The organism is Enterobacter sp. ECC-249 (genome assembly GCF_043965265.1).
GTDB lineage: Bacteria > Pseudomonadota > Gammaproteobacteria > Enterobacterales > Enterobacteriaceae > Enterobacter > Enterobacter quasiroggenkampii.
In genome coordinates this window covers 2,310,202-2,327,793 of record NZ_CP143660.1, presented here as the reverse complement: position 1 = coordinate 2,327,793, position 17,592 = coordinate 2,310,202, and the positions used below count along the sequence as shown (strand labels likewise).

23 protein-coding genes are annotated in these 17,592 nt (G+C 45.1%); 10 read left to right on the top strand and 13 right to left on the bottom strand.

Annotated features, from left to right (window positions below; all coding sequences use genetic code 11):
* Positions 1 to 110 precede the first annotated feature (110 nt).
* Together V1587_RS11140 and V1587_RS11135 are read right to left on the bottom strand one after the other, a co-directional pair.
* Positions 111 to 389, bottom strand: a complete 279-nt coding sequence (locus tag V1587_RS11140; protein WP_395314309.1) for a hypothetical protein — start codon at positions 387 to 389, stop codon at positions 111 to 113.
* Positions 390 to 395: 6 nt separating this feature from the next.
* Positions 396 to 629, bottom strand: a complete 234-nt coding sequence (locus tag V1587_RS11135; RefSeq protein ID WP_395314308.1) for a DinI-like family protein — start codon at positions 627 to 629, stop codon at positions 396 to 398.
* A 289-nt stretch (positions 630 to 918) separates the two neighbouring features.
* Between V1587_RS11135 and V1587_RS11130 the strand changes: the two genes are divergently transcribed.
* Positions 919 to 2,253, top strand: coding sequence for a hypothetical protein (locus tag V1587_RS11130; RefSeq protein WP_395314307.1), 1,335 nt, complete (start codon positions 919 to 921; stop codon positions 2,251 to 2,253).
* Between the two features lie 14 nt (positions 2,254 to 2,267).
* On the opposite strand, the gene V1587_RS11125 is transcribed toward V1587_RS11130, so the two are convergent.
* The 8 genes from V1587_RS11125 to V1587_RS11090 form a co-directional block, all read right to left on the bottom strand.
* A complete protein-coding gene (locus V1587_RS11125; RefSeq protein ID WP_395314306.1) occupies positions 2,268 to 3,374 on the bottom strand; it encodes a BsuBI/PstI family type II restriction endonuclease in 1,107 nt (368 codons plus the stop codon).
* Positions 3,374 to 5,167: a class I SAM-dependent DNA methyltransferase gene (locus V1587_RS11120; RefSeq protein ID WP_395314305.1), complete on the bottom strand. Its 1,794-nt coding sequence runs from the start codon at positions 5,165 to 5,167 to the stop codon at positions 3,374 to 3,376. The genes V1587_RS11125 and V1587_RS11120 overlap by 1 nt, the downstream gene beginning before the upstream one ends.
* Positions 5,168 to 5,351: 184 nt before the next feature.
* Positions 5,352 to 5,603 carry a DUF977 family protein gene (locus V1587_RS11115; RefSeq protein WP_395314304.1) on the bottom strand — a complete coding sequence of 84 codons (252 nt, stop codon included), beginning with the start codon at positions 5,601 to 5,603 and terminating at the stop codon, positions 5,352 to 5,354.
* 3 nt (positions 5,604 to 5,606) lie between these two features.
* The gene (locus tag V1587_RS11110; protein WP_395314303.1) at positions 5,607 to 6,026 is read right to left on the bottom strand and encodes a PerC family transcriptional regulator; all 420 of its coding nucleotides are present in this window, start codon (positions 6,024 to 6,026) and stop codon (positions 5,607 to 5,609) included.
* Positions 6,027 to 6,040: 14 nt separating this feature from the next.
* On the bottom strand, positions 6,041 to 6,586 hold the full coding sequence (locus V1587_RS11105) for a replication protein P (protein WP_395314302.1): 546 nt from the start codon (positions 6,584 to 6,586) through the stop codon (positions 6,041 to 6,043).
* On the bottom strand, positions 6,498 to 7,556 hold the full coding sequence (locus V1587_RS11100) for a DnaT-like ssDNA-binding domain-containing protein (RefSeq protein ID WP_395314301.1): 1,059 nt from the start codon (positions 7,554 to 7,556) through the stop codon (positions 6,498 to 6,500). Before V1587_RS11100 ends, V1587_RS11105 begins: the two co-directional genes overlap by 89 nt.
* A gap of 36 nt (positions 7,557 to 7,592) precedes the next feature.
* Positions 7,593 to 8,147, bottom strand: coding sequence for a toxin YdaT family protein (locus tag V1587_RS11095; RefSeq protein WP_395314300.1), 555 nt, complete (start codon positions 8,145 to 8,147; stop codon positions 7,593 to 7,595).
* Between the two features lie 2 nt (positions 8,148 to 8,149).
* Complete coding sequence (locus V1587_RS11090; protein ID WP_029485136.1) at positions 8,150 to 8,377, bottom strand: YdaS family helix-turn-helix protein; 228 nt, start codon at positions 8,375 to 8,377, stop codon at positions 8,150 to 8,152.
* A gap of 131 nt (positions 8,378 to 8,508) precedes the next feature.
* Between V1587_RS11090 and V1587_RS11085 the strand changes: the two genes are divergently transcribed.
* The 6 genes from V1587_RS11085 (at position 8,509) to V1587_RS11060 (ending at position 11,659) form a co-directional block, all read left to right on the top strand.
* Positions 8,509 to 8,919, top strand: coding sequence for a helix-turn-helix domain-containing protein (locus V1587_RS11085; RefSeq protein WP_045350084.1), 411 nt, complete (start codon positions 8,509 to 8,511; stop codon positions 8,917 to 8,919).
* 253 nt (positions 8,920 to 9,172) lie between these two features.
* On the top strand, positions 9,173 to 9,295 hold the full coding sequence (locus V1587_RS11080; protein WP_395314299.1) for a hypothetical protein: 123 nt from the start codon (positions 9,173 to 9,175) through the stop codon (positions 9,293 to 9,295).
* The gene (locus tag V1587_RS11075) at positions 9,292 to 9,474 is read left to right on the top strand and encodes a DUF1482 family protein (protein WP_395314298.1); all 183 of its coding nucleotides are present in this window, start codon (positions 9,292 to 9,294) and stop codon (positions 9,472 to 9,474) included. The genes V1587_RS11080 and V1587_RS11075 overlap by 4 nt, the downstream gene beginning before the upstream one ends.
* Before the next feature lie 176 nt (positions 9,475 to 9,650).
* Positions 9,651 to 10,253 (top strand): 3'-5' exonuclease, encoded by a 603-nt coding sequence (locus V1587_RS11070; protein WP_395314297.1) that lies wholly within the window; start codon positions 9,651 to 9,653, stop codon positions 10,251 to 10,253.
* A gap of 52 nt (positions 10,254 to 10,305) precedes the next feature.
* The gene (locus V1587_RS11065) at positions 10,306 to 10,551 is read left to right on the top strand and encodes an excisionase (RefSeq protein ID WP_071785721.1); all 246 of its coding nucleotides are present in this window, start codon (positions 10,306 to 10,308) and stop codon (positions 10,549 to 10,551) included.
* The gene (locus V1587_RS11060) at positions 10,532 to 11,659 is read left to right on the top strand and encodes a phage integrase Arm DNA-binding domain-containing protein (protein ID WP_395314296.1); all 1,128 of its coding nucleotides are present in this window, start codon (positions 10,532 to 10,534) and stop codon (positions 11,657 to 11,659) included. The genes V1587_RS11065 and V1587_RS11060 overlap by 20 nt, the downstream gene beginning before the upstream one ends.
* Positions 11,660 to 11,680: 21 nt before the next feature.
* Here the strand turns inward: V1587_RS11060 and V1587_RS11055 are convergent, their stop codons facing one another.
* The 3 genes from V1587_RS11055 to icd form a co-directional block, all read right to left on the bottom strand.
* The gene (locus tag V1587_RS11055) at positions 11,681 to 12,247 is read right to left on the bottom strand and encodes a hypothetical protein (protein ID WP_395314295.1); all 567 of its coding nucleotides are present in this window, start codon (positions 12,245 to 12,247) and stop codon (positions 11,681 to 11,683) included.
* Complete coding sequence (locus tag V1587_RS11050) at positions 12,244 to 13,764, bottom strand: AAA family ATPase (protein ID WP_395314294.1); 1,521 nt, start codon at positions 13,762 to 13,764, stop codon at positions 12,244 to 12,246. The genes V1587_RS11055 and V1587_RS11050 overlap by 4 nt, the downstream gene beginning before the upstream one ends.
* A gap of 168 nt (positions 13,765 to 13,932) precedes the next feature.
* Positions 13,933 to 15,183, bottom strand: coding sequence for an NADP-dependent isocitrate dehydrogenase (gene icd / locus V1587_RS11045; RefSeq protein WP_003857898.1), 1,251 nt, complete (start codon positions 15,181 to 15,183; stop codon positions 13,933 to 13,935).
* Positions 15,184 to 15,300: 117 nt separating this feature from the next.
* Here icd and rluE point away from each other — a divergent pair, with 117 nt between their 5' ends.
* Genes rluE through mnmA form a run of 3 tightly spaced genes read left to right on the top strand, consistent with a single transcriptional unit; the run spans position 15,301 to position 17,590 of the window.
* Positions 15,301 to 15,954, top strand: coding sequence for a 23S rRNA pseudouridine(2457) synthase RluE (gene rluE, locus V1587_RS11040; protein ID WP_371897730.1), 654 nt, complete (start codon positions 15,301 to 15,303; stop codon positions 15,952 to 15,954).
* 9 nt (positions 15,955 to 15,963) lie between these two features.
* Complete coding sequence (locus V1587_RS11035) at positions 15,964 to 16,437, top strand: NUDIX hydrolase (protein WP_223563139.1); 474 nt, start codon at positions 15,964 to 15,966, stop codon at positions 16,435 to 16,437.
* A 40-nt stretch (positions 16,438 to 16,477) separates the two neighbouring features.
* Positions 16,478 to 17,590 (top strand): tRNA 2-thiouridine(34) synthase MnmA, encoded by a 1,113-nt coding sequence (mnmA, locus tag V1587_RS11030; RefSeq protein WP_371897731.1) that lies wholly within the window; start codon positions 16,478 to 16,480, stop codon positions 17,588 to 17,590.
* The last annotated feature ends 2 nt before the right edge of the window (positions 17,591 to 17,592 follow it).

Sequence of the window (17,592 nt, the reverse complement as noted above, 5' to 3'; positions counted from 1 at the left end):
CATCAAAAGAAAATTGCTGGCCCTTTGAAGGGTCAGTAAGGATTTATTCTGGTTTGGTATTTGCGCCATGGCATCTCTCCAGTGGCGCAGCAGGTAAAGGGTGTTCAGGCCTATGACGGGAGTGTAACAGAATTCTTGGAAACTCGATAACCAGCCCGTTCAAGCATCAGCGTAAAGAGTGTCGGTGTTCCTACTATCTCATCATCCTGTAACGGCATAAATGATACTTCATCCCCACGTCTATACATGAGCGCGCGACCACTATCAGGAAATGAGTGCAGTCGCGCAACGATAACCCCATCGTTGCATCTGATGACCGCATAGCCCTTGTTTGGTAATTTTTCTTTTTGTTTCACAAATCTCCCCTCCAAACTGGAAAATTTCTGCATGCTGTATCAATAAAACCAGTCGTCAGCACTTTCCCGGGTCTGCTGGAGGATTTCCTCAACTTTCTGCCTAGCTTCCTTTACGCCACCCAAAATACTTACTCCATCGGATCCTGCGCGGTGCATAATCAGCGTGCACTCACCGAACTGACTCTGGAGTTGTTTTAGCAATTCTCTGTCAAGCGCAGGGAGTACACCCTCTGGAAGTTCTTTTGTACGATCAATGGTTAATTCAAATTTCATAAGTGCCTCCGACAAAATTACTGTACATACATACAGTACAATGTTAGTGCATTCTCTTCAATAACTTATGGGCTCGGTTTGTAGGGAAAGTGGATGTGAATCGATGATAAGTTCTTAACAAAGAGTCTTCCTGGAGCGTCTTAATGAAATTATGCTGCCTTATTCGTTCCGAATGTTTATAAATATCGCTTGTTGCTGAATTGATGCTTTAGTAAGCTTGGCGTATAAATTTGTCACGTAACATCTTTAATTTACATGTGATTTTTGAGATCAAGGAGATAGTAATTCAATGGCGGATCATAAACTTGCGATAGGTAAGCAATTAATAAAAGGGATCATCGATTTAGGAGTTATTCTTGATTATCATATTGAAAAAGAATTCCCTGTAGATGAATCATCATTCGGAGAACCTCCAGCAGTTGACGTCGCGTGGTTTTCAAAAAAAGGGGATCGCTTCCCTCTTTTTATTTTCGAGGTTGAAAGCAAAGCCACAAACGGCATGACTAACAACCCATTAAAAGTATATGCTCAAGAAAGTAAGAACTTTGAAAAACCTCTTTTTTTCTTTCATATTGTAGCACAAGGCGGGTTTAATTCCGCCCGTCCCAGAAACCTGGAATCATTATTTGGTAAGCATAACTATAGAATTTACATGTTTGCAAACCATGATGCCAGCGAATTTATCAAGGATGTTTTATGCCAGCATGCAAGATTAAGAAGCGATTTAAGCTATATTGAATTATACGAAACACTTACATCCGAAGCTTGGGCAAATAAAGTCAATTATCTTCAAGTGATAAAAAAGGCTGTTGAACTTAACCTTTCAAGAGAAAATATCATCTCTTCCTTTGTCAGCCTATGCCGTAAAGATTCAATCTTTTTCACAGACTTAAAATTATTACTGGAGCTTGATTCCAAGGAATTTTTCGAACATACAAACCTCTATTCTTATCTTGGCACAACTTGGCTAACGCCGATAATATCCGCTTTTTTTTGCGGTTTAAGCCAAACCACAGAAGAAATGAATCACTGGTCAAGATATTTTATGGATTGGCAGAATAAATCGGATTCTATGCCAATGATTTCAGCTTCGTTTGGACTTTCACTTGATTATGATGAATTTCTTATAGGATGCGCCCCTCAATTAATCACATTATGTATTTCTCTATCTCATAAAAATAAAACCATAAGCAACAACCTTGTGAAGGTGTTGTGCGAAATATTGGACAAAATAAATATAAACTGGGAAGGATTGAATGCTGCAATTTACCTACTTCACATAAGCGCCGCTTTAAATTTAAAAGAATCATTCGACAATGCGAGAGATTTTATTTCAAACTTCAACAATCTTGATAATGTAAATATTTATAATCCACCGTCATGTTTTTCTTTTACTGAAAGCGAGTTCAATGATATTTTTACCATGGGAAATTTAGGAGCAATTCCCGAACTCGATGTTTTCACAGAAAAGAGTAAAGAGCAGTTTGCTAAACAAGAGTTTGATTTAGTTAATTTAGCTCTAAAGTCTATTGACGATGATGCATATATTTTTTCGTGGTCCACCGATTTATTATATGCACTTTGGTCTGAGTACTACTCAGATGAACATGGGAGCAATGAATAACCCGCAGAAGCGGGTCATCTTTCCTCGGCTATAAGCGACTTAAATGACAACTTTATAGGGTTGTTATTTCTTAGCTCAATCAGATGTTCCGGTTCTGATGCAAACCAAGCATATGACCCCCATGCAAGTTCGGATATAGATTTTTTAAATTGTGAGGAGGCTCTATCTGAAAACGCAGTGAGAAACGCAAGATTTCTTTCACTAAATCCTGCTTCTACTGCTAATTTTGTTAATATGATTTTACGTTCTCTGTTGATTGGTCCGTCTGTAGCAACAACCTCTATAAAAACAACGAGCATGTCATTTCCTGTTTCATCATCGCCCAAATCTATCAGGATGATGTCAGGTAATGCCTTCGAAGGTTCGATGACCAAACCCAGCTCCGTTGCCAAAAGTTCGTCCCGTGCAACAACTTTATTACCAGATTCTGACAACCAAAGTACTGCTGGATTCTTAAGAAATCTTATAGCAAAACTTTCGATTACAGCTTTAGCTATTACACTCGACGGCCCCGGTGCAAGCATACGCATCTCGCCGTTTGGAAAGGTGACTGCTACGGAATCGGATGCAATCGCGGCACCAGATTTTAGTAATCGAATCCTTGATAGAGCTGCTTTGTTTAAGTAATTTTTCTGCCAATTATCAATGGCTAATTCCAATTCATCACCAGATACATGTTCATCAAAGAGATTTGCAAAAGCCCTATTTAGACAGTAACGAGGTTCGGAGGAAGTTGTCGGGATACCTTCCCGTATCAGAACAGCCCGACATGGAACGAGACCATTCTTGATGGTCTCGTCACGAATAGGCTCACGAGTATTCTCAGCGTACCAAGCATCAGCAGGCTGTAATCTTTTTTTCTTACTCTTAAGAGAATTTTCAATCCATAGAAGCCTATCAACTTCATCAATTTTAGCTGTCTGGGTATCTCCCATGTTTACCACTTGGTTAGGACGAATCCACCTTCCTTCCCCCTCAATCGCCCCCGCATAGAACATGACGAAAATAGTCTTTGCGGCCATTTCTCTAATAAGATAGTTACGATTTTGTGTACCTTCCGGGAAAATCTTAGGCAACCTTTCCATAATAATACTCAGCGCTGGAACTTTAAATAAGCTCATTATGAAATTACTCCATAGAAACTGGCGATCGCTTTCTCGATAGCATCCTTTTCAGCACCTGAGGCCAGCATATTTTGTATTACAATAAGCTGCTCAGGAGCAGGCAGAGGGATTGAGTTAAGCTCAAAAGCAGATACTGCAACGCTTCCACTGATACACCTGAATGCTCTGTCAACTACTCTTGAATTTAACAACTCAGCAATAACGCCTGAGTCAATGTTTGTTAACAAACCATTTGAGTACACGATGTTAATATGGTTTTCAACAACTACGCCACCTGATTTGTCTATAAAACTCTGGGGTAAGAGAGCAGCTAAGATCCGCTTGTTCTGTTCTTTCGACGTAGTTCTCTGCACTAAAACACATTCTGATGAAGTTATGAGGTACTCTTGTTTCTTTTTAACTTCAACATATGGAACATGGTTCTTGCGTACGGCGCTAAAACTGAAACCTGAAGGCGTAATAGATTCAGCCCAAATCAGCGGGTACGAGGTGGCATTTTTCGTAGTACGTAACTGATCTTTAAGTCTATTCCAAACCAATTGTCCAGTTGAAACTGAGTATCCTAAATCAGCCAGTCGGGTAGGCATTTTTTTCAAAGCGTTCAAAAAAAGTAAATCATCCTTACCGCGTGGCAATAACCAAGTTTTACCGCCTTTCTCTATAGATACACTGCCTATTTTCTCTACTTTAGCTTTGTTAAGCCCTTTAGGGATTAGCAAAGAGACTGCAGTCTGTTTATTATGTTTGCCTGCTTTAAAAACAGTGAGCATTGTTTCTTGCAAAACATCGTCAAAAACTCCATCTCGGTCAGCTACAAAATCAAACGAAACAGGTGTCATTTCTTCAGTGAGCAGTGTTCTCAGTGCAGTGAAGTATTGGCCGCCTAAGAATGACGTTGGTGTAAGGAATGCAACTACACCTGTGTCCTTACATGTAAACCTCGTCGCTAAATCAGTGAACAAGCCGTAGAGATTTGCATGTCCAAACAATGAACGAGAGAATTTACTTCTCATATCAGGATCAAGAGTGACCCTTCCATATGGCGGATTGCCTACAACCAAATCGAAGGTACCTACATCTTCCTGCTTAAGTGCATCACCAACGATGATAATATCAGCAGGCAATCTTCTCTTAGCTTTTATGCAAAGGTTAATCAAAACAGACTCAAGTAGTACGGCACTCATCCATGCTGCAAAAGGATCAAGCTCAATCCCTTTTAGTCTCTTTACTAAACGGCGGAAAATCCATTCGGGTGAATTGCCTTTTTCCTTGCTAAGCATTCTTAATGCAACAGGAGCAAGAAAAGCTCCGCCCCCACAGGCTGGGTCAATGACACTTGCTTTTGCAAAGTCTATTCCTGCTTTTTCTGAGAGATCCAGCAATCTTGCTACTAAAGGAGGCGGAGTATAATAAGCCCCCATTTCCGATCTATATGGAACCGGTAGCATGACAGTATAAATAGAACCGATCAGATAGCCTGCGTCCTCAGGAGGGAAACGAGTAATCATTACACCTGTAGCTGCTGCCAAGTCCTTGACTTCAGGAGAAAGCAGACAGAAATCAACTGTCTTTGGAGTTGGTCGAATGCGTATAGCGCTCTTGTACTTTTTGCACAGAGCTTGCCAGTAAGCTGCCACAATACCGGAGCAATATGAACGAGCATAAATCAACCGCTCTTGGTCAGTCTTTAAGGCATTAGCATAATTTCTAGCCATGGCTTTGCACGTTTGATATTTTTGCAGAATGGTGGTGTCTTTTTCTTTCAAAAAATCAAATGGTTGCGCGCTCATAATTAAAGTCCCAAAAAATCAAGTATGTGGCCATGGTATGTGATGGTAACGCTAAAAAGTTGCCAAGAAGAATAACATGCGCATAACCAATCACATACCAAGATGACGTTTAATTAAGTTATTCTTTAGCCATTCAGAATGGCTGAAGATGCAAGACTTAAGCATTTTAAGCTCGATCGCAAAACTACTTTTTAACCGTATAGCGCTTAAGATCAAAGTCGATGACCGCACGTAAGTCACGAAACACTCCACATCGACCGTAGCGAATCAGTTCGCCCCGTACAATGGCTGTCCGTATGTATTTCTCTGCGGTAGTACGATGCAAATCGAACATCGCACTGACATCTTTCGTCGTGACACGACCATGCTCTTTCACCAACTCGATGATCCGGGCGATGATTTGAACTCGCTCACTGTGTGATTTTGGTCTCGGCATCGGTTACGCCCTCCCCGCCTGGCGTAAGCAGTCTTTACGACGCTTGGCTATACGTGCAACCTCAACAGCGCTACCAGCTATGCCGAACATTTCTGAATATACCGCAGCAGCTCTTCGCCACAGTCCCCTCTCCTCTAGCTCCTTCGCTTTCTGCTCGGCTGCCTGCATCCTAACTGGATCGCTTTTTTCCACCATGCATGGGAGGATAACGTTTGGAATATCCGCGTGTGGTACCGCCCTGTATGTGTTCTGAACGCTATCACGTGAACGAATGATCACACCTTCGTCACTCAGCTCGCGCAGCAACCTGCCAGCTGCGCCGCCAGCCAAGTCCAACGCATCAGAAACATCGCCTACGGCGCAGTTCGGTTGGTAGCGCACGAATACCGCTACCTGCTCTTTTTGGGTTAATGTTTTGGTCATTGGTCAATACTCGATTAGTTTGTTAAACCTGCCGCTTTGCGGCGTTGGTATTCTTCCATCAGCAGCTGTGCCGGAGTAGGTCCTGCCGGATGCTGCGGTGCAGCTAGCTGTCGACGGATTGGTGGAACTGAAAGCCCGTTGCTTACGTGCTTCGTCCATTTGGTTAATAACTTCTCTGCCAGTTTTTTAAATTCCCCCTCGGTCATCTGACGCTCAACACCAGTTCTGCGCATTTCGATGCAGATGTGATAGAGCACCGGCTGGGGCCAGGGATATTTGTCACTACCCGAAAAACGATACGACTCGTTACGCCAGCGACGGTATTCACTCATCACCCGGTCAGATGTCAGCCCGAACGGATTGGCACCACTCTCTGAAACCAGCGAAACGAACTCAGCAAGATCCGGGGGCCATGTATTACCTACTGCGCAACGGTCCATGCATTGCTGACAAACCAGTTTGATCTGGTTCTCAGTCATCGAACCTATCTGAGCTATCCACAGGGCAGTGGGTTCTGCCCCATTCTTCTGCGTCCAGCGGTTCGAGAAGATTTCCCCCATCACCTGCCATAACCGCCACGCTGTCTCCGTCGCCATCAAGTCCGTTCCGGCGTCGCCACTCTGCGTGTGCTGACTGTATTTGCTGAACAGCTCGGGATGCTGCTGGCTGTGGTCTAACTGATGCATTCTCGGTACCTCCCGTTTGTGGTGCTTTCAGAACCTTTGCGCGATCCAGGTGGCGAGCGAACTTCTGCTCCCACTGAATTTGATGAAACACTTTCCCTTCGGCTTGCCAGTAAGCGATGAAACTGCTGAGCTCGGCTTCAATATTTATGCCCGCCTTGATCGGCATGCCCCACAGGTTTGCCTGTCGTGCAAAGTCGGCTGTTGGATTCCAGTTTTTAAACATCCGGAATTTGCCGAATGGCTGCTGTTGCCCAATTCCGATACCTGGCTGATCCGGATAATCAGGAATAACAGGTTCGACCAGTTCTCTATGTGTGGGGTTTAGATCTTTATGGTTCTTTGGTAGATTCCGTGTCCCGTTTTTGGGACTGTTTAAAGGGAAAAACGGTACTCTTTGGTTGAAATCCGAACTGTTAACAATCCCTTTTTTGGTACCCTTATCACCTGAAACAGTCCCGTTAATGGCACTGTTTGTATTAACAGTTCCGTTTTCGGTATCGTTCAAATTAACCGTCCCGTTTTTGGGATCCTTTAAAGAGTTCCGGTTTTGGGTCTGTTCGGCATCGGGGATGCTTTCCTCAACACCGACCAACTTGTACACGGGTATTTGCTTTGTCCTGCCGCGCCGTTCACCTGTATCGACAACCAGGCCAATTTCCTGCAGATGCTGCAAGCCTGCAAGCACCGTCTTTCTGTCCATCTCAGTAGCCTCTGCAAGCGCAGCGACGGATGGGTAAGCGCACAAGTCAGCGCCGCACATATCAGCCAGCCAGGTCAGGATCGCCTTACTGGAGGATTTTCCGGTCTTAACTTTCTTGGCCCACCGCATTGCATCAATGCTCATGAAGCCTCCGGGTTGAATTCATTGGTCAAAACTCGATTAAAAAAATTGCGGCGCTACGGCGCTGATGCTCGCCAGTAGTGGTCCCGCCGCGTCAGCAGGTAACATGTTGAATAAAGCGATTGCCGCTTCACGAATTTCTTTTTCAAGCTTTTGAAGGGGGGCGCCCAGCAACTTAGCTTGATGCGCCTCACTGCATTCTTTGATTGCACTCGCCACCAGCTCGGCTTCCGTTCTGGCGTTACTGAGTCCATGCTTTCTTGCAAGCTCAATGGGCATAGCGGCGACGATTGCCCCCGACAGCTGCATGACGTAAGCGGTGTATTTTTCCGAGCCACCTTCGTTTTTCAGATATCGGAATAAATTCTGCTTATTGACCGCGATACCGCGTCCCCCTTCCTTCGCCCACTGCTCAGCCACCATCTGAGCGATTTTCTCCTGCGCCTGGCCGGGCAAAGTGGATTCCCACTCCCGAACTGCAACATGTATTGAACTGTGCTTAAAGCTATCTCGCCGATGCGCCATAAATTGATTTTGAGTTTTCAGCGGTTCGGCCAGACGTTGGTTATGATGTTGATATGTAGCTGACTGCATGATTAAGCCTCCTTCTGAGGTAAACCATCTTTTGGATTGGGATAAAGATCAGGACGTAATTCATTAGGAGTAACTTGCCAATCGACGGCCTTACTCACTTTGAGCACCAGCTCTCCGGGAATTTTGTTTTTAAACCAGCCGTTTACAGTTTGGGCTCTCCTTTTCATCCGGCGTCCTAGCTCAGCCTGACTGCAAATCGATAAGAGCTTTTTTTGAATTGATGTCTTCATCGGTTGTTCTCAGTAGTTAACGATGAGTGACAATAAAACAAATTAAATCGATATCGTCAAATTATTTCGATAGTAAGAGCTACAGAAAAAATCTGTATAATTGCTAATAACTAGATGAATTGGATGAAGAGATGAACTTCGGTAAGAGATTGCAAAAGGCGATAAAAGATCTCGAAATATCACAATCTGAGCTGGCACGCAGACTGGGAGTCAAGGCTCAATCTGTTAACGGCTGGTGCAATTCTGACATTTTACCCAGATCTGAAATACTGAATCTTCTTCCCGCTGCGACTGGGTATCCACTCTCATGGTTCTTTATGGAGGATGGTGAGACCCTCGAAGAGCACGATCCTTGGGCACCAAAACCAAAAGTTAAGCCGTCAACAGAACTTCAAGAAAGACTTCTGGAAGCATTCGAACAATTGCCAACAGATGATGAAAAAGAACGAATTATCAAGATAATAGATCTTAGACTTGAAGAGCTCGATAATTTTGCAAAGACTTATCTGCAGAAACGTAATCTGATCCCGCCAACCAAATAGCCTTTCTTTTAATTCACCCTCTTGTGCTCGGGTCATCAATGACCCTAGGTTTTTCTCGCCCCAAACTATCAATTTAATTTGACACATATCGATTGTATTGATAATAATGTTTCTATCGCAACGAGTCATCGAGGCAGGACGCCCACGAAGTAGCTGCCGGCGGCATACGAAACACCGGATGAGATGGCAAGACAATCGCGCAGCAGGTTTACCGTTCCGCCAGCCTGGCGTTAAAGGCACACAGGAGTTAACCATGATCGATTTCGCACGCAAAAAAGCTGGCTGCCAAGCCGTACACTTAAATCTGTTTGAAGTGCTTGTTCGTAAGCTTTGCTACTTACTGGCACAAAAAGGGAATCCAGAGCTAAAAGCATGAGCTCGTACTTTGCCCTGATCGTTACCGTCTGCGCCCTCACCGGGGAATGCTCAAACATCATGTTTGGTGTTTACCAAACAGAAGCTGGTTGTGATGCAGCTGCCAAAGAGCAGCACGTTAAAGGAGAGTGTTACCCGTACAAATCAGCTGACGACCATCAGCCAGCTTTCAAATATTAATCGAGTTGTGACCAATGGCTGTTACCAGCCCCTTAAAGCACAAAACCCGCGCAAGGCGGGTTAAGTACCCGGTCAGCCGACCAAAGCTTTCCGGAATCGAGTTTTGACCAATGACCACTACCCAAGGCGGCAATCACTAGCTGCGGGTATCTTACAACCAAAATTAAGGACCCGATATGGAATTCTTTAATCAGAATCCCCCCCCTTCTGAAATGATATGCACGCACCTAATGGTGGATATTGAGGCATTTGGCAAAAAACCAGACTCACCTGTCGTAGCTATCGGGGCCGTATTCTTTGATCCGTCGACGGGCAAAACAGGTTCGAAATTTTACAAAGTGATTAGCCTGGAATCTGCCATGGCCAGCGGCGGGGTTCCGGATGCATCTACCATAATCTTCTGGCTTAAAGCTTCCCCTGAAGCTCGTTCAGAGTTAGTGATGGATGATGCTATTCCTCTGGATGACGCCTTGCTACAGCTAAATGAGTTTATAGCTGAGAATGCGGCTAACGGTCCTGATTCTGTACAGGTCTGGGGGAATGGTGCCACTTATGACAATGTCCTGCTTGAGGCATCTTATGACCGGACGGGGATCCCCTGCCCATGGAAGTTCTGGAATAACCGGGATGTAAGAACCATTGTCGAGTTGGGTAAAGTGGTTGGCTGCAAGCCTCGCTATGAGATCCCATTTGTGGGAGAACCTCACAAGGCTATTTCAGATGCTCTTCATCAGGTCAAATACGTGTCAGCAATCTGGCAGCGTCTGACTGAACACTGATTTTTTAATTTCAGAAAATGGCCATGATATGGGCCACTATGAGGTAAATCACATGCTTCAAATGCTGACTTTAGAAGAATGGGCTGCGGAAAAATACCGGAGTAATCCTCCAAGTCTGAATACTTTACGCCGATACGCTAAAGAGAGCATGTTCACTCCCCCGGCCACCAAAGAAGGAAGATACTGGCGGGTAAGAGAAGATGCCGAGATTACAGGTAATTTAACCCAGCCCGTTATTAAAAAATCTGATTCTCCTATGCTTCAAAGGATACTGTCTGATGGCTGCCCGACCACGTAAAAACAACGTTAAGATACCTAATCTTTATACGCTCTACAGTCGTAAGGTAAATAAAATCTACTGGCGGTATAAGCATCCCGTTACAGGTAAGTTTCATAGCCTTGGAACTAACGAGGCCGAAGCAACAGCAATAGCAATCGAAGCCAATGAGAGACTAGCTGAACAGCGCACCAGGCAGGTTTTGGCTATCAGTGACAAGATCGCTACCAGCAAAGGAAAGGCTATAACAACAAATACGTGGTTAGATCGTTATTGGAAAATTCAGAGTGAAAGACTGGAGAATGGTGATATCAGGCCGAACACTCATAAGCAAAAGGCCAAACCCGTCGCCCTGCTTCGCGAGAGCGTAGGAATGAAATTGATATCAGCCGTCGACGTTCGGGATGTAGCCCAAATACTGGAATCCTATGTTGCAGAAGGTCAACCTAGGATGGCCCAGGTAATTCGCTCTGTTTTAATCGATGTTTTCAAGGAAGCCCAACATTATGGCGAGGTACCGCCGGGTTATAACCCGGCACTTGCTACAAAACAACCGCGCCGGCGGATTACTCGACAGCGTCTTAACCTCGAAGAGTGGCAAAAAATTTTCGAGATCGCCGACGCCCACCACCAGTATATGGGTAATGCAATGCTATTGGCGCTCGTCACTGGTCAGCGCCTCGGTGATATTTCGAATATGAAGTTCAGCGATATTTGGGATGACCATCTTCATGTAGTTCAGGAGAAGACTGGTACCAAGTTGGCAATCCCCCTATCCCTTAAACTTAACGCGATTGGCTGGAGTTTGAGAGATGTTGTTGCACGTTGCCGCGACTACGCAGTCAGTCCGTACCTGATCCACTTTTTCCGGGCTACTTCAATGGCAGAACGAGGGGCACAGGTGAAGTCGAATACAATAACAATGAATTTCAGTAAGGCTCGAGATAAAGCAGAAATAACTTGGGGGAATGGCACACCTGCTACCTTCCATGAACAGCGGTCTTTAGCAGAGCGTCTATACAAAGAACAAGGTATAGATACGCAGAAGCTTCTTGGCCATAAATCATCGAATCAAACTGCACAATATCATGATGACCGAGGTAAGGATTGGATTAGAATAAAAGAGTAAAGAGGGGTTCCCCCCTCTTTACTAACAGACTTCAGTGCCTGAAAGTTGAAAAGTTATAGGAGAAATCTTCCCACCGAATTTATACGGTTTCGAAAGTAACAGTTTTTCCATTACTCCTCCTTTTAAAACTTTTTTTTCATATTCTTCATCTGATAAATCAGCCCCAAGGAATGAAAATCTATTACATACAATCCACACATTAAAATCAGTAACCTTTGAACCGTCTTTGATAAAGCATTCTCGAAATCTGTCAGACATGAAATCATCAACCGCCGTTGTATATTTACAGCGTATATTTTCATGATCTAATCTAGATACTCGCGCAACATCTTTTAACTCTATAATATAGATAGAGTATTTATTTTCACCTCTCCGAATTACTAGTAAATTATCTGGCGAAGGAGGTGTGGAAGGCATCCGCAAGCTATTATAGTAACTATCAACTGATAAATTTATAATTTTATCGTTATTTAAACAACCATCTTCACAGTAGAAGTCGTGGTCTAATTTTACAAAGACACTATTTTCACTTACTTCATGCCGCATTATTTCACGTAATTTTTCCACAGATAAAATCGAGGATATCATTTATTTTTATCCTCTTCTTCCATATCTTCATTTATGGAGTTATAAATATCCATTTTTTCTTCGAAAAGTTGTTCTGTTGCAGGCCCAAAGTTATTATCTTCAATACCTAACTCATCTATTGCTAATGGCAATGCAATACTACCATGTACGCTTTTCTTAAATACCATTGAAGAAACGTTATTTTTATGGATGCCCGATTCACATCCATCGGCCGTATTTTTAATAACTAAATTATTAACTTTATTAAAGATAAAATTACTATGGGACGTAATAATCAATTTTACGTCAGCGTCTATCAACTTAGCAAATATTTCAGTTAATCTAATTTGAATTTCAGGATGTAAATGTGCCTCAGGTTCCTCAATCATAATAAGAGATTTGGGTTCAGGATTTTTGGTTTCTCTCTGATTAGATAATGTTTTCCTAAGAACACTATCATCTGATTTAGTCAAAACATATCGGAGATATGATACGATCGGCGCTAATTCAGAAACCATCGACGATGTTGAAGATAATTCTAAGCGAAGACTTGTATTGTTTGGGAAAAACAATAATTGTTTTGTCTGTGGGTTAAATTCAACCTTACCATCTAATATGGTATCTTCAATCTCTTTAGCAAGGAAATTTATTTTTTTATCTTCATAATTCCGTTTTACAACTCTAATATCAGACAACTTGATAAAGTAGTCACTAACTGGCTCAGAAATGCTCGGAAGCTCAATTTTTTTAGAGAGGAAGGATCGATTTTTTGATAATTCTGCAATGATTTGTCCAAAAGCACTCAAAGCTTGATATAAACCCGAGCGACTTGCAGGCAAGTAATGAACATTTTTAAGGTTTGCAGTTAATGAATAAATTATACTTAGAACATTACGCTGCACGAAAAAATAACTATATTCAGTAACTAGCTGTGTAAGTGATTCATCAGGCGTAGTAGAATTTTCTCGGTAATATATGTAAGTAGCATTTACTCCCTGGTGAAGATTTCTATTCCTTTTAGATTTTTTCACATGATAATTATTATCATGCTTAATATTTGAAACAACAAACTTGTTATTCTCCAGCTTGAGAGTTATCTCAATGTCACCACCTACTAATTCTATGATTGCAGGTTCATTGTTAAACTGGTTTTGAAGATTATTTATCGAGGTAAATGTATTAGTAAATGAATTAGTTAATTCATTTGAAAGCAAAACAGTAAAAAATCGCTTTAAATCATCATCAACATATTCTGTTACGTCTTGTTCATTTAACTCACTATCAATAAATTCTTTAAGACGTTTTTGGGTATCTCCATTTTTATTATCATTATGCTCAAGATCCATATAGTAATCGTAATGAGAAAAAGAAATGGACCGCCGAGATTTAAATTGAAGTAATGTTTTTACGATAAGATAGATAGCCGTAATAGCATATGATTTACCAATACTATTTTGCCCAATCAGAAAATGAAAGTCTTTCTCTAAGTCGATGGAGAAACTTCTAATCGGCCCGAAATTTTTTAATGTTATTTTCATAAATTCCCTTAAAAAAACAACGTGAAAAGTTGCCTCATTCTAACATTGATGTACTCTGTGAACAGAATTTTGATAACAAAATTTGATAAAAATTTGATAACCGTTCGAAAGCTAATAATAAAAACGGGAACCAATCGGCTCCCGTTACGATTTAATCTAACATCATGATTACATATTCGCGATAATCGCGTCGCCAAACTCTGAGCATTTCAACAGCTTAGCGCCTTCCATCAGACGTTCGAAGTCATAGGTGACGGTTTTCGCGTTGATCGCGCCTTCCATACCTTTGACGATCAGGTCTGCGGCTTCGAACCACTCCATATGACGCAGCATCATCTCTGCGGACAGGATGATAGAGCCTGGGTTCACTTTGTCCTGACCTGCGTATTTTGGTGCAGTACCGTGGGTCGCTTCGAACAGGGCGCACTCGTCACCGATGTTCGCGCCAGGGGCGATACCGATACCGCCAACCTGCGCAGCCAGGGCGTCAGAGATGTAGTCACCGTTCAGGTTCATACAGGCGATTACGTCGTATTCAGCAGGACGCAGCAGGATCTGCTGCAGGAACGCATCGGCGATAACATCTTTAATGATGATCTCTTTGCCGGTGTTCGGGTTCTTGATCTTCTGCCACGGGCCGCCGTCGATCAGCTCACCGCCGAACTCTTCTGTCGCCAACTGGTAGCCCCAGTCTTTGAATGCGCCTTCGGTGAACTTCATGATGTTGCCTTTGTGAACCAGGGTCACAGAGTCACGGTCGTTGGTGATTGCATATTCGATGGCTGCACGCACCAGACGCTTGGTCCCTTCTTCGGAGCACGGCTTAATGCCGATACCGCAATGCTCAGGGAAGCGAATTTTCTTCACGCCCATCTCTTCGCGCAGGAATTTAATCACTTTTTCTGCGTCAGCAGAGTCCGCTTTCCATTCGATACCCGCGTAGATGTCTTCTGAGTTTTCGCGGAAGATAACCATATCGGTCAGTTCAGGGTGCTTAACCGGGCTTGGGGTGCCCTGATAGTAACGAACCGGACGCAGACACACGTACAGGTCCAGCTCCTGACGCAGTGCCACGTTCAGGGAACGGATACCGCCGCCAACTGGCGTCGTCAGTGGGCCTTTAATAGCAACACGGTAGTCGCGGATCAGGTCCAGCGTTTCTGCTGGCAGCCAGACGTCCTGGCCATAAACTTGAGTAGATTTCTCACCGGTGTAAATTTCCATCCAGGAAATTTTACGCTCGCCTTTGTAGGCTTTCTCAACAGCGGCATCAACCACTTTCAGCATTGCCGGGGTAACGTCTACACCGATACCGTCACCTTCGATGAACGGGATAATCGGATTGTGAGGAACGTTAATCTTGCCGTTTTGCAGGGTGATCTTTTTACCTTCCGCCGGAACAACTACTTTGCTTTCCATTAACCTCTCCTTCGAGCGCTTCTGGTTGTTACTGATCTTATGTTAATAAATTGTAATGAGCCCTTCGATAGTACCTGATTGTCCTGCGCCATGAAAGGTCTTCGTTATTAGGCTATAATGCGGCAATTGATAACGCCTGAAAATACCATGAAGAAAACTTCTTTTACAAAACACCGGGTTGAGCGATTCAGCTCGCGACAAGCCGCCAGAAGACCGCAGGAAACCCAGCCGAAGCGGGTTATTTTGTTCAATAAACCCTACGATGTTTTGCCGCAGTTCACCGATGAAGCCGGGCGCAGCACGCTGAAGGACTATATACCTGTCCAGGGCGTCTACGCGGCCGGACGCTTGGACCGGGACAGCGAAGGCCTGCTGGTCTTGACCAATGACGGCGCTTTACAGGCGAAGCTCACGCAGCCGGGAAAACGCACCGGCAAAATTTACTTCGTCCAGGTGGAAGGCGAGCCGGACGAAGAAACGCTGGAAAAATTGCGCAGCGGCGTGACGTTGAACGACGGCCCAACCCTGCCGGCAGGTATTGAACGCGTGAATGAACCGGAGTGGCTGTGGCCGCGCAATCCGCCGATCCGCGAACGCAAATCCATTCCGACAAGCTGGCTCAAAATTACCCTCTATGAAGGCCGCAACCGCCAGGTTCGCCGCATGACCGCGCACGTCGGCTTCCCTACCCTGCGTCTGATTCGCTACGCCATGGGCAGCTACACCCTGGAAACGCTGGCAAACGGCGAATGGCGCGACGTCACCTCTTAAGGAGTCACTATGTTTAAACCTCATGTCACGGTTGCCTGCGTGGTCCACGCCAGGGGTAAATTCCTTGTTGTCGAAGAGAGCATTAACGGCAAAGCGCTGTGGAACCAGCCTGCCGGACATCTTGAAGCCAATGAGACCCTGCTGCAGGCGGCGAAACGCGAGCTATGGGAAGAGACCGGAATTCACGCTGAGCCCCAGCACTTCATCCGTATGCACCAGTGGATTGCACCCGACAGCACCCCCTTCCTGCGTTTTTTATTTGCCGTTGAGCTTAGCGAAACGTGCGCCACTGAGCCGCAGGATGACGATATCGACCGCTGCCTGTGGGTCACCGCCGACGAGATCCTGAACGCGCCAAACCTGCGCTCGCCGCTGGTTGCGGAAAGCATTCGCTGCTGGCAGTCTGCTGGCCGCTTGCCGCTGGATGTCATCGGCGCATTTAACTGGCCGTTTACAGAGGGTGTCAATGGTGGGGGGGCGTGATAGAATACGCCGCCTTGAAGTTCAATGTCGTGAGTATTCCATGTCAGATAACAGCCAGAAAAAAGTAATCGTCGGCATGTCCGGCGGTGTCGATTCCTCCGTTTCCGCCTACCTGTTACAGCAACAGGGCTATAAGGTGGAGGGCCTGTTCATGAAGAACTGGGAGGAAGATGATGGCGAGGAATATTGCACTGCCGCAGCGGATCTCGCCGATGCGCAGGCCGTGTGCGATAAGCTCGGCATTGAACTGCACACCGTTAACTTTGCCGCAGAATACTGGGACAACGTTTTTGAACTGTTCCTGGAAGAGTACAAAGCGGGCCGCACGCCGAACCCGGATATTCTGTGCAACAAAGAGATCAAATTTAAAGCCTTCCTGGAATTCGCTGCGGAAGATCTGGGCGCAGACTACATTGCGACCGGTCACTACGTGCGTCGCGCAGACGTGAATGGCAAAAGCCAGCTGCTGCGCGGTCTGGACGGCAACAAAGACCAAAGCTACTTCCTCTATACGCTGAGCCACGAGCAAATCGCCCAGAGCCTGTTCCCGGTCGGCGAACTGGAAAAGCCACAGGTGCGTAAAATCGCCGAAGAGCTGGACCTGATCACCGCGAAGAAAAAAGACTCTACCGGCATCTGCTTCATCGGCGAGCGCAAATTCCGCGATTTCCTCGGACGTTACCTGCCTGCACAGCCGGGTAAAATTGTCACCGTCGACGGGGAAGAGATTGGCCAGCATCAGGGGCTGATGTACCACACGCTCGGCCAGCGTAAAGGGCTGGGTATCGGCGGGACCAAAGAAGGCAGTGAAGATCCATGGTATGTTGTCGACAAAGATGTCGAAAACAATATTCTGATTGTTGCCCAGGGTCACGATCATCCGCGTCTGATGTCCGTTGGCCTTATCGCGCAGCAGCTGCACTGGGTCGATCGTGAGCCGCTGAAAGGCACGCTGCGCTGCACGGTGAAAACCCGCTACCGTCAGACCGATATTCCTTGCACCATTACCGCGCTTGATGACGATCGCATTGACGTGCGTTTCGACGAGCCGGTCGCAGCCGTCACCCCAGGTCAGTCCGCTGTCTTCTACAGCGGTGAGATCTGCCTGGGCGGCGGGATCATTGAACAGCGCCTGCCGCTGCCTGCTGTTTAATA

What these genes read in the sequence shown, in the direction of transcription:
- V1587_RS11140 (WP_395314309.1), bottom strand. Translation starts at nt 389, where the DNA reads ATGCAGAAATTTTCCAGTTTGGAGGGGAGATTTGTGAAACAAAAAGAA.
- V1587_RS11135 (WP_395314308.1), bottom strand. Translation starts at nt 629, where the DNA reads ATGAAATTTGAATTAACCATTGATCGTACAAAAGAACTTCCAGAGGGT.
- V1587_RS11130 (WP_395314307.1), top strand. Translation starts at nt 919, where the DNA reads ATGGCGGATCATAAACTTGCGATAGGTAAGCAATTAATAAAAGGGATC.
- V1587_RS11125 (WP_395314306.1), bottom strand. Translation starts at nt 3,374, where the DNA reads ATGAGCTTATTTAAAGTTCCAGCGCTGAGTATTATTATGGAAAGGTTG.
- V1587_RS11120 (WP_395314305.1), bottom strand. Translation starts at nt 5,167, where the DNA reads ATGAGCGCGCAACCATTTGATTTTTTGAAAGAAAAAGACACCACCATT.
- V1587_RS11115 (WP_395314304.1), bottom strand. Translation starts at nt 5,603, where the DNA reads ATGCCGAGACCAAAATCACACAGTGAGCGAGTTCAAATCATCGCCCGG.
- V1587_RS11110 (WP_395314303.1), bottom strand. Translation starts at nt 6,026, where the DNA reads ATGACCAAAACATTAACCCAAAAAGAGCAGGTAGCGGTATTCGTGCGC.
- V1587_RS11105 (WP_395314302.1), bottom strand. Translation starts at nt 6,586, where the DNA reads ATGGGGGAAATCTTCTCGAACCGCTGGACGCAGAAGAATGGGGCAGAA.
- V1587_RS11100 (WP_395314301.1), bottom strand. Translation starts at nt 7,556, where the DNA reads ATGAGCATTGATGCAATGCGGTGGGCCAAGAAAGTTAAGACCGGAAAA.
- V1587_RS11095 (WP_395314300.1), bottom strand. Translation starts at nt 8,147, where the DNA reads ATGCAGTCAGCTACATATCAACATCATAACCAACGTCTGGCCGAACCG.
- V1587_RS11090 (WP_029485136.1), bottom strand. Translation starts at nt 8,377, where the DNA reads ATGAAGACATCAATTCAAAAAAAGCTCTTATCGATTTGCAGTCAGGCT.
- V1587_RS11085 (WP_045350084.1), top strand. Translation starts at nt 8,509, where the DNA reads ATGAACTTCGGTAAGAGATTGCAAAAGGCGATAAAAGATCTCGAAATA.
- V1587_RS11080 (WP_395314299.1), top strand. Translation starts at nt 9,173, where the DNA reads ATGATCGATTTCGCACGCAAAAAAGCTGGCTGCCAAGCCGTACACTTA.
- V1587_RS11075 (WP_395314298.1), top strand. Translation starts at nt 9,292, where the DNA reads ATGAGCTCGTACTTTGCCCTGATCGTTACCGTCTGCGCCCTCACCGGG.
- V1587_RS11070 (WP_395314297.1), top strand. Translation starts at nt 9,651, where the DNA reads ATGGAATTCTTTAATCAGAATCCCCCCCCTTCTGAAATGATATGCACG.
- V1587_RS11065 (WP_071785721.1), top strand. Translation starts at nt 10,306, where the DNA reads ATGCTTCAAATGCTGACTTTAGAAGAATGGGCTGCGGAAAAATACCGG.
- V1587_RS11060 (WP_395314296.1), top strand. Translation starts at nt 10,532, where the DNA reads ATGGCTGCCCGACCACGTAAAAACAACGTTAAGATACCTAATCTTTAT.
- V1587_RS11055 (WP_395314295.1), bottom strand. Translation starts at nt 12,247, where the DNA reads ATGATATCCTCGATTTTATCTGTGGAAAAATTACGTGAAATAATGCGG.
- V1587_RS11050 (WP_395314294.1), bottom strand. Translation starts at nt 13,764, where the DNA reads ATGAAAATAACATTAAAAAATTTCGGGCCGATTAGAAGTTTCTCCATC.
- icd (WP_003857898.1), bottom strand. Translation starts at nt 15,183, where the DNA reads ATGGAAAGCAAAGTAGTTGTTCCGGCGGAAGGTAAAAAGATCACCCTG.
- rluE (WP_371897730.1), top strand. Translation starts at nt 15,301, where the DNA reads ATGCGGCAATTGATAACGCCTGAAAATACCATGAAGAAAACTTCTTTT.
- V1587_RS11035 (WP_223563139.1), top strand. Translation starts at nt 15,964, where the DNA reads ATGTTTAAACCTCATGTCACGGTTGCCTGCGTGGTCCACGCCAGGGGT.
- mnmA (WP_371897731.1), top strand. Translation starts at nt 16,478, where the DNA reads ATGTCAGATAACAGCCAGAAAAAAGTAATCGTCGGCATGTCCGGCGGT.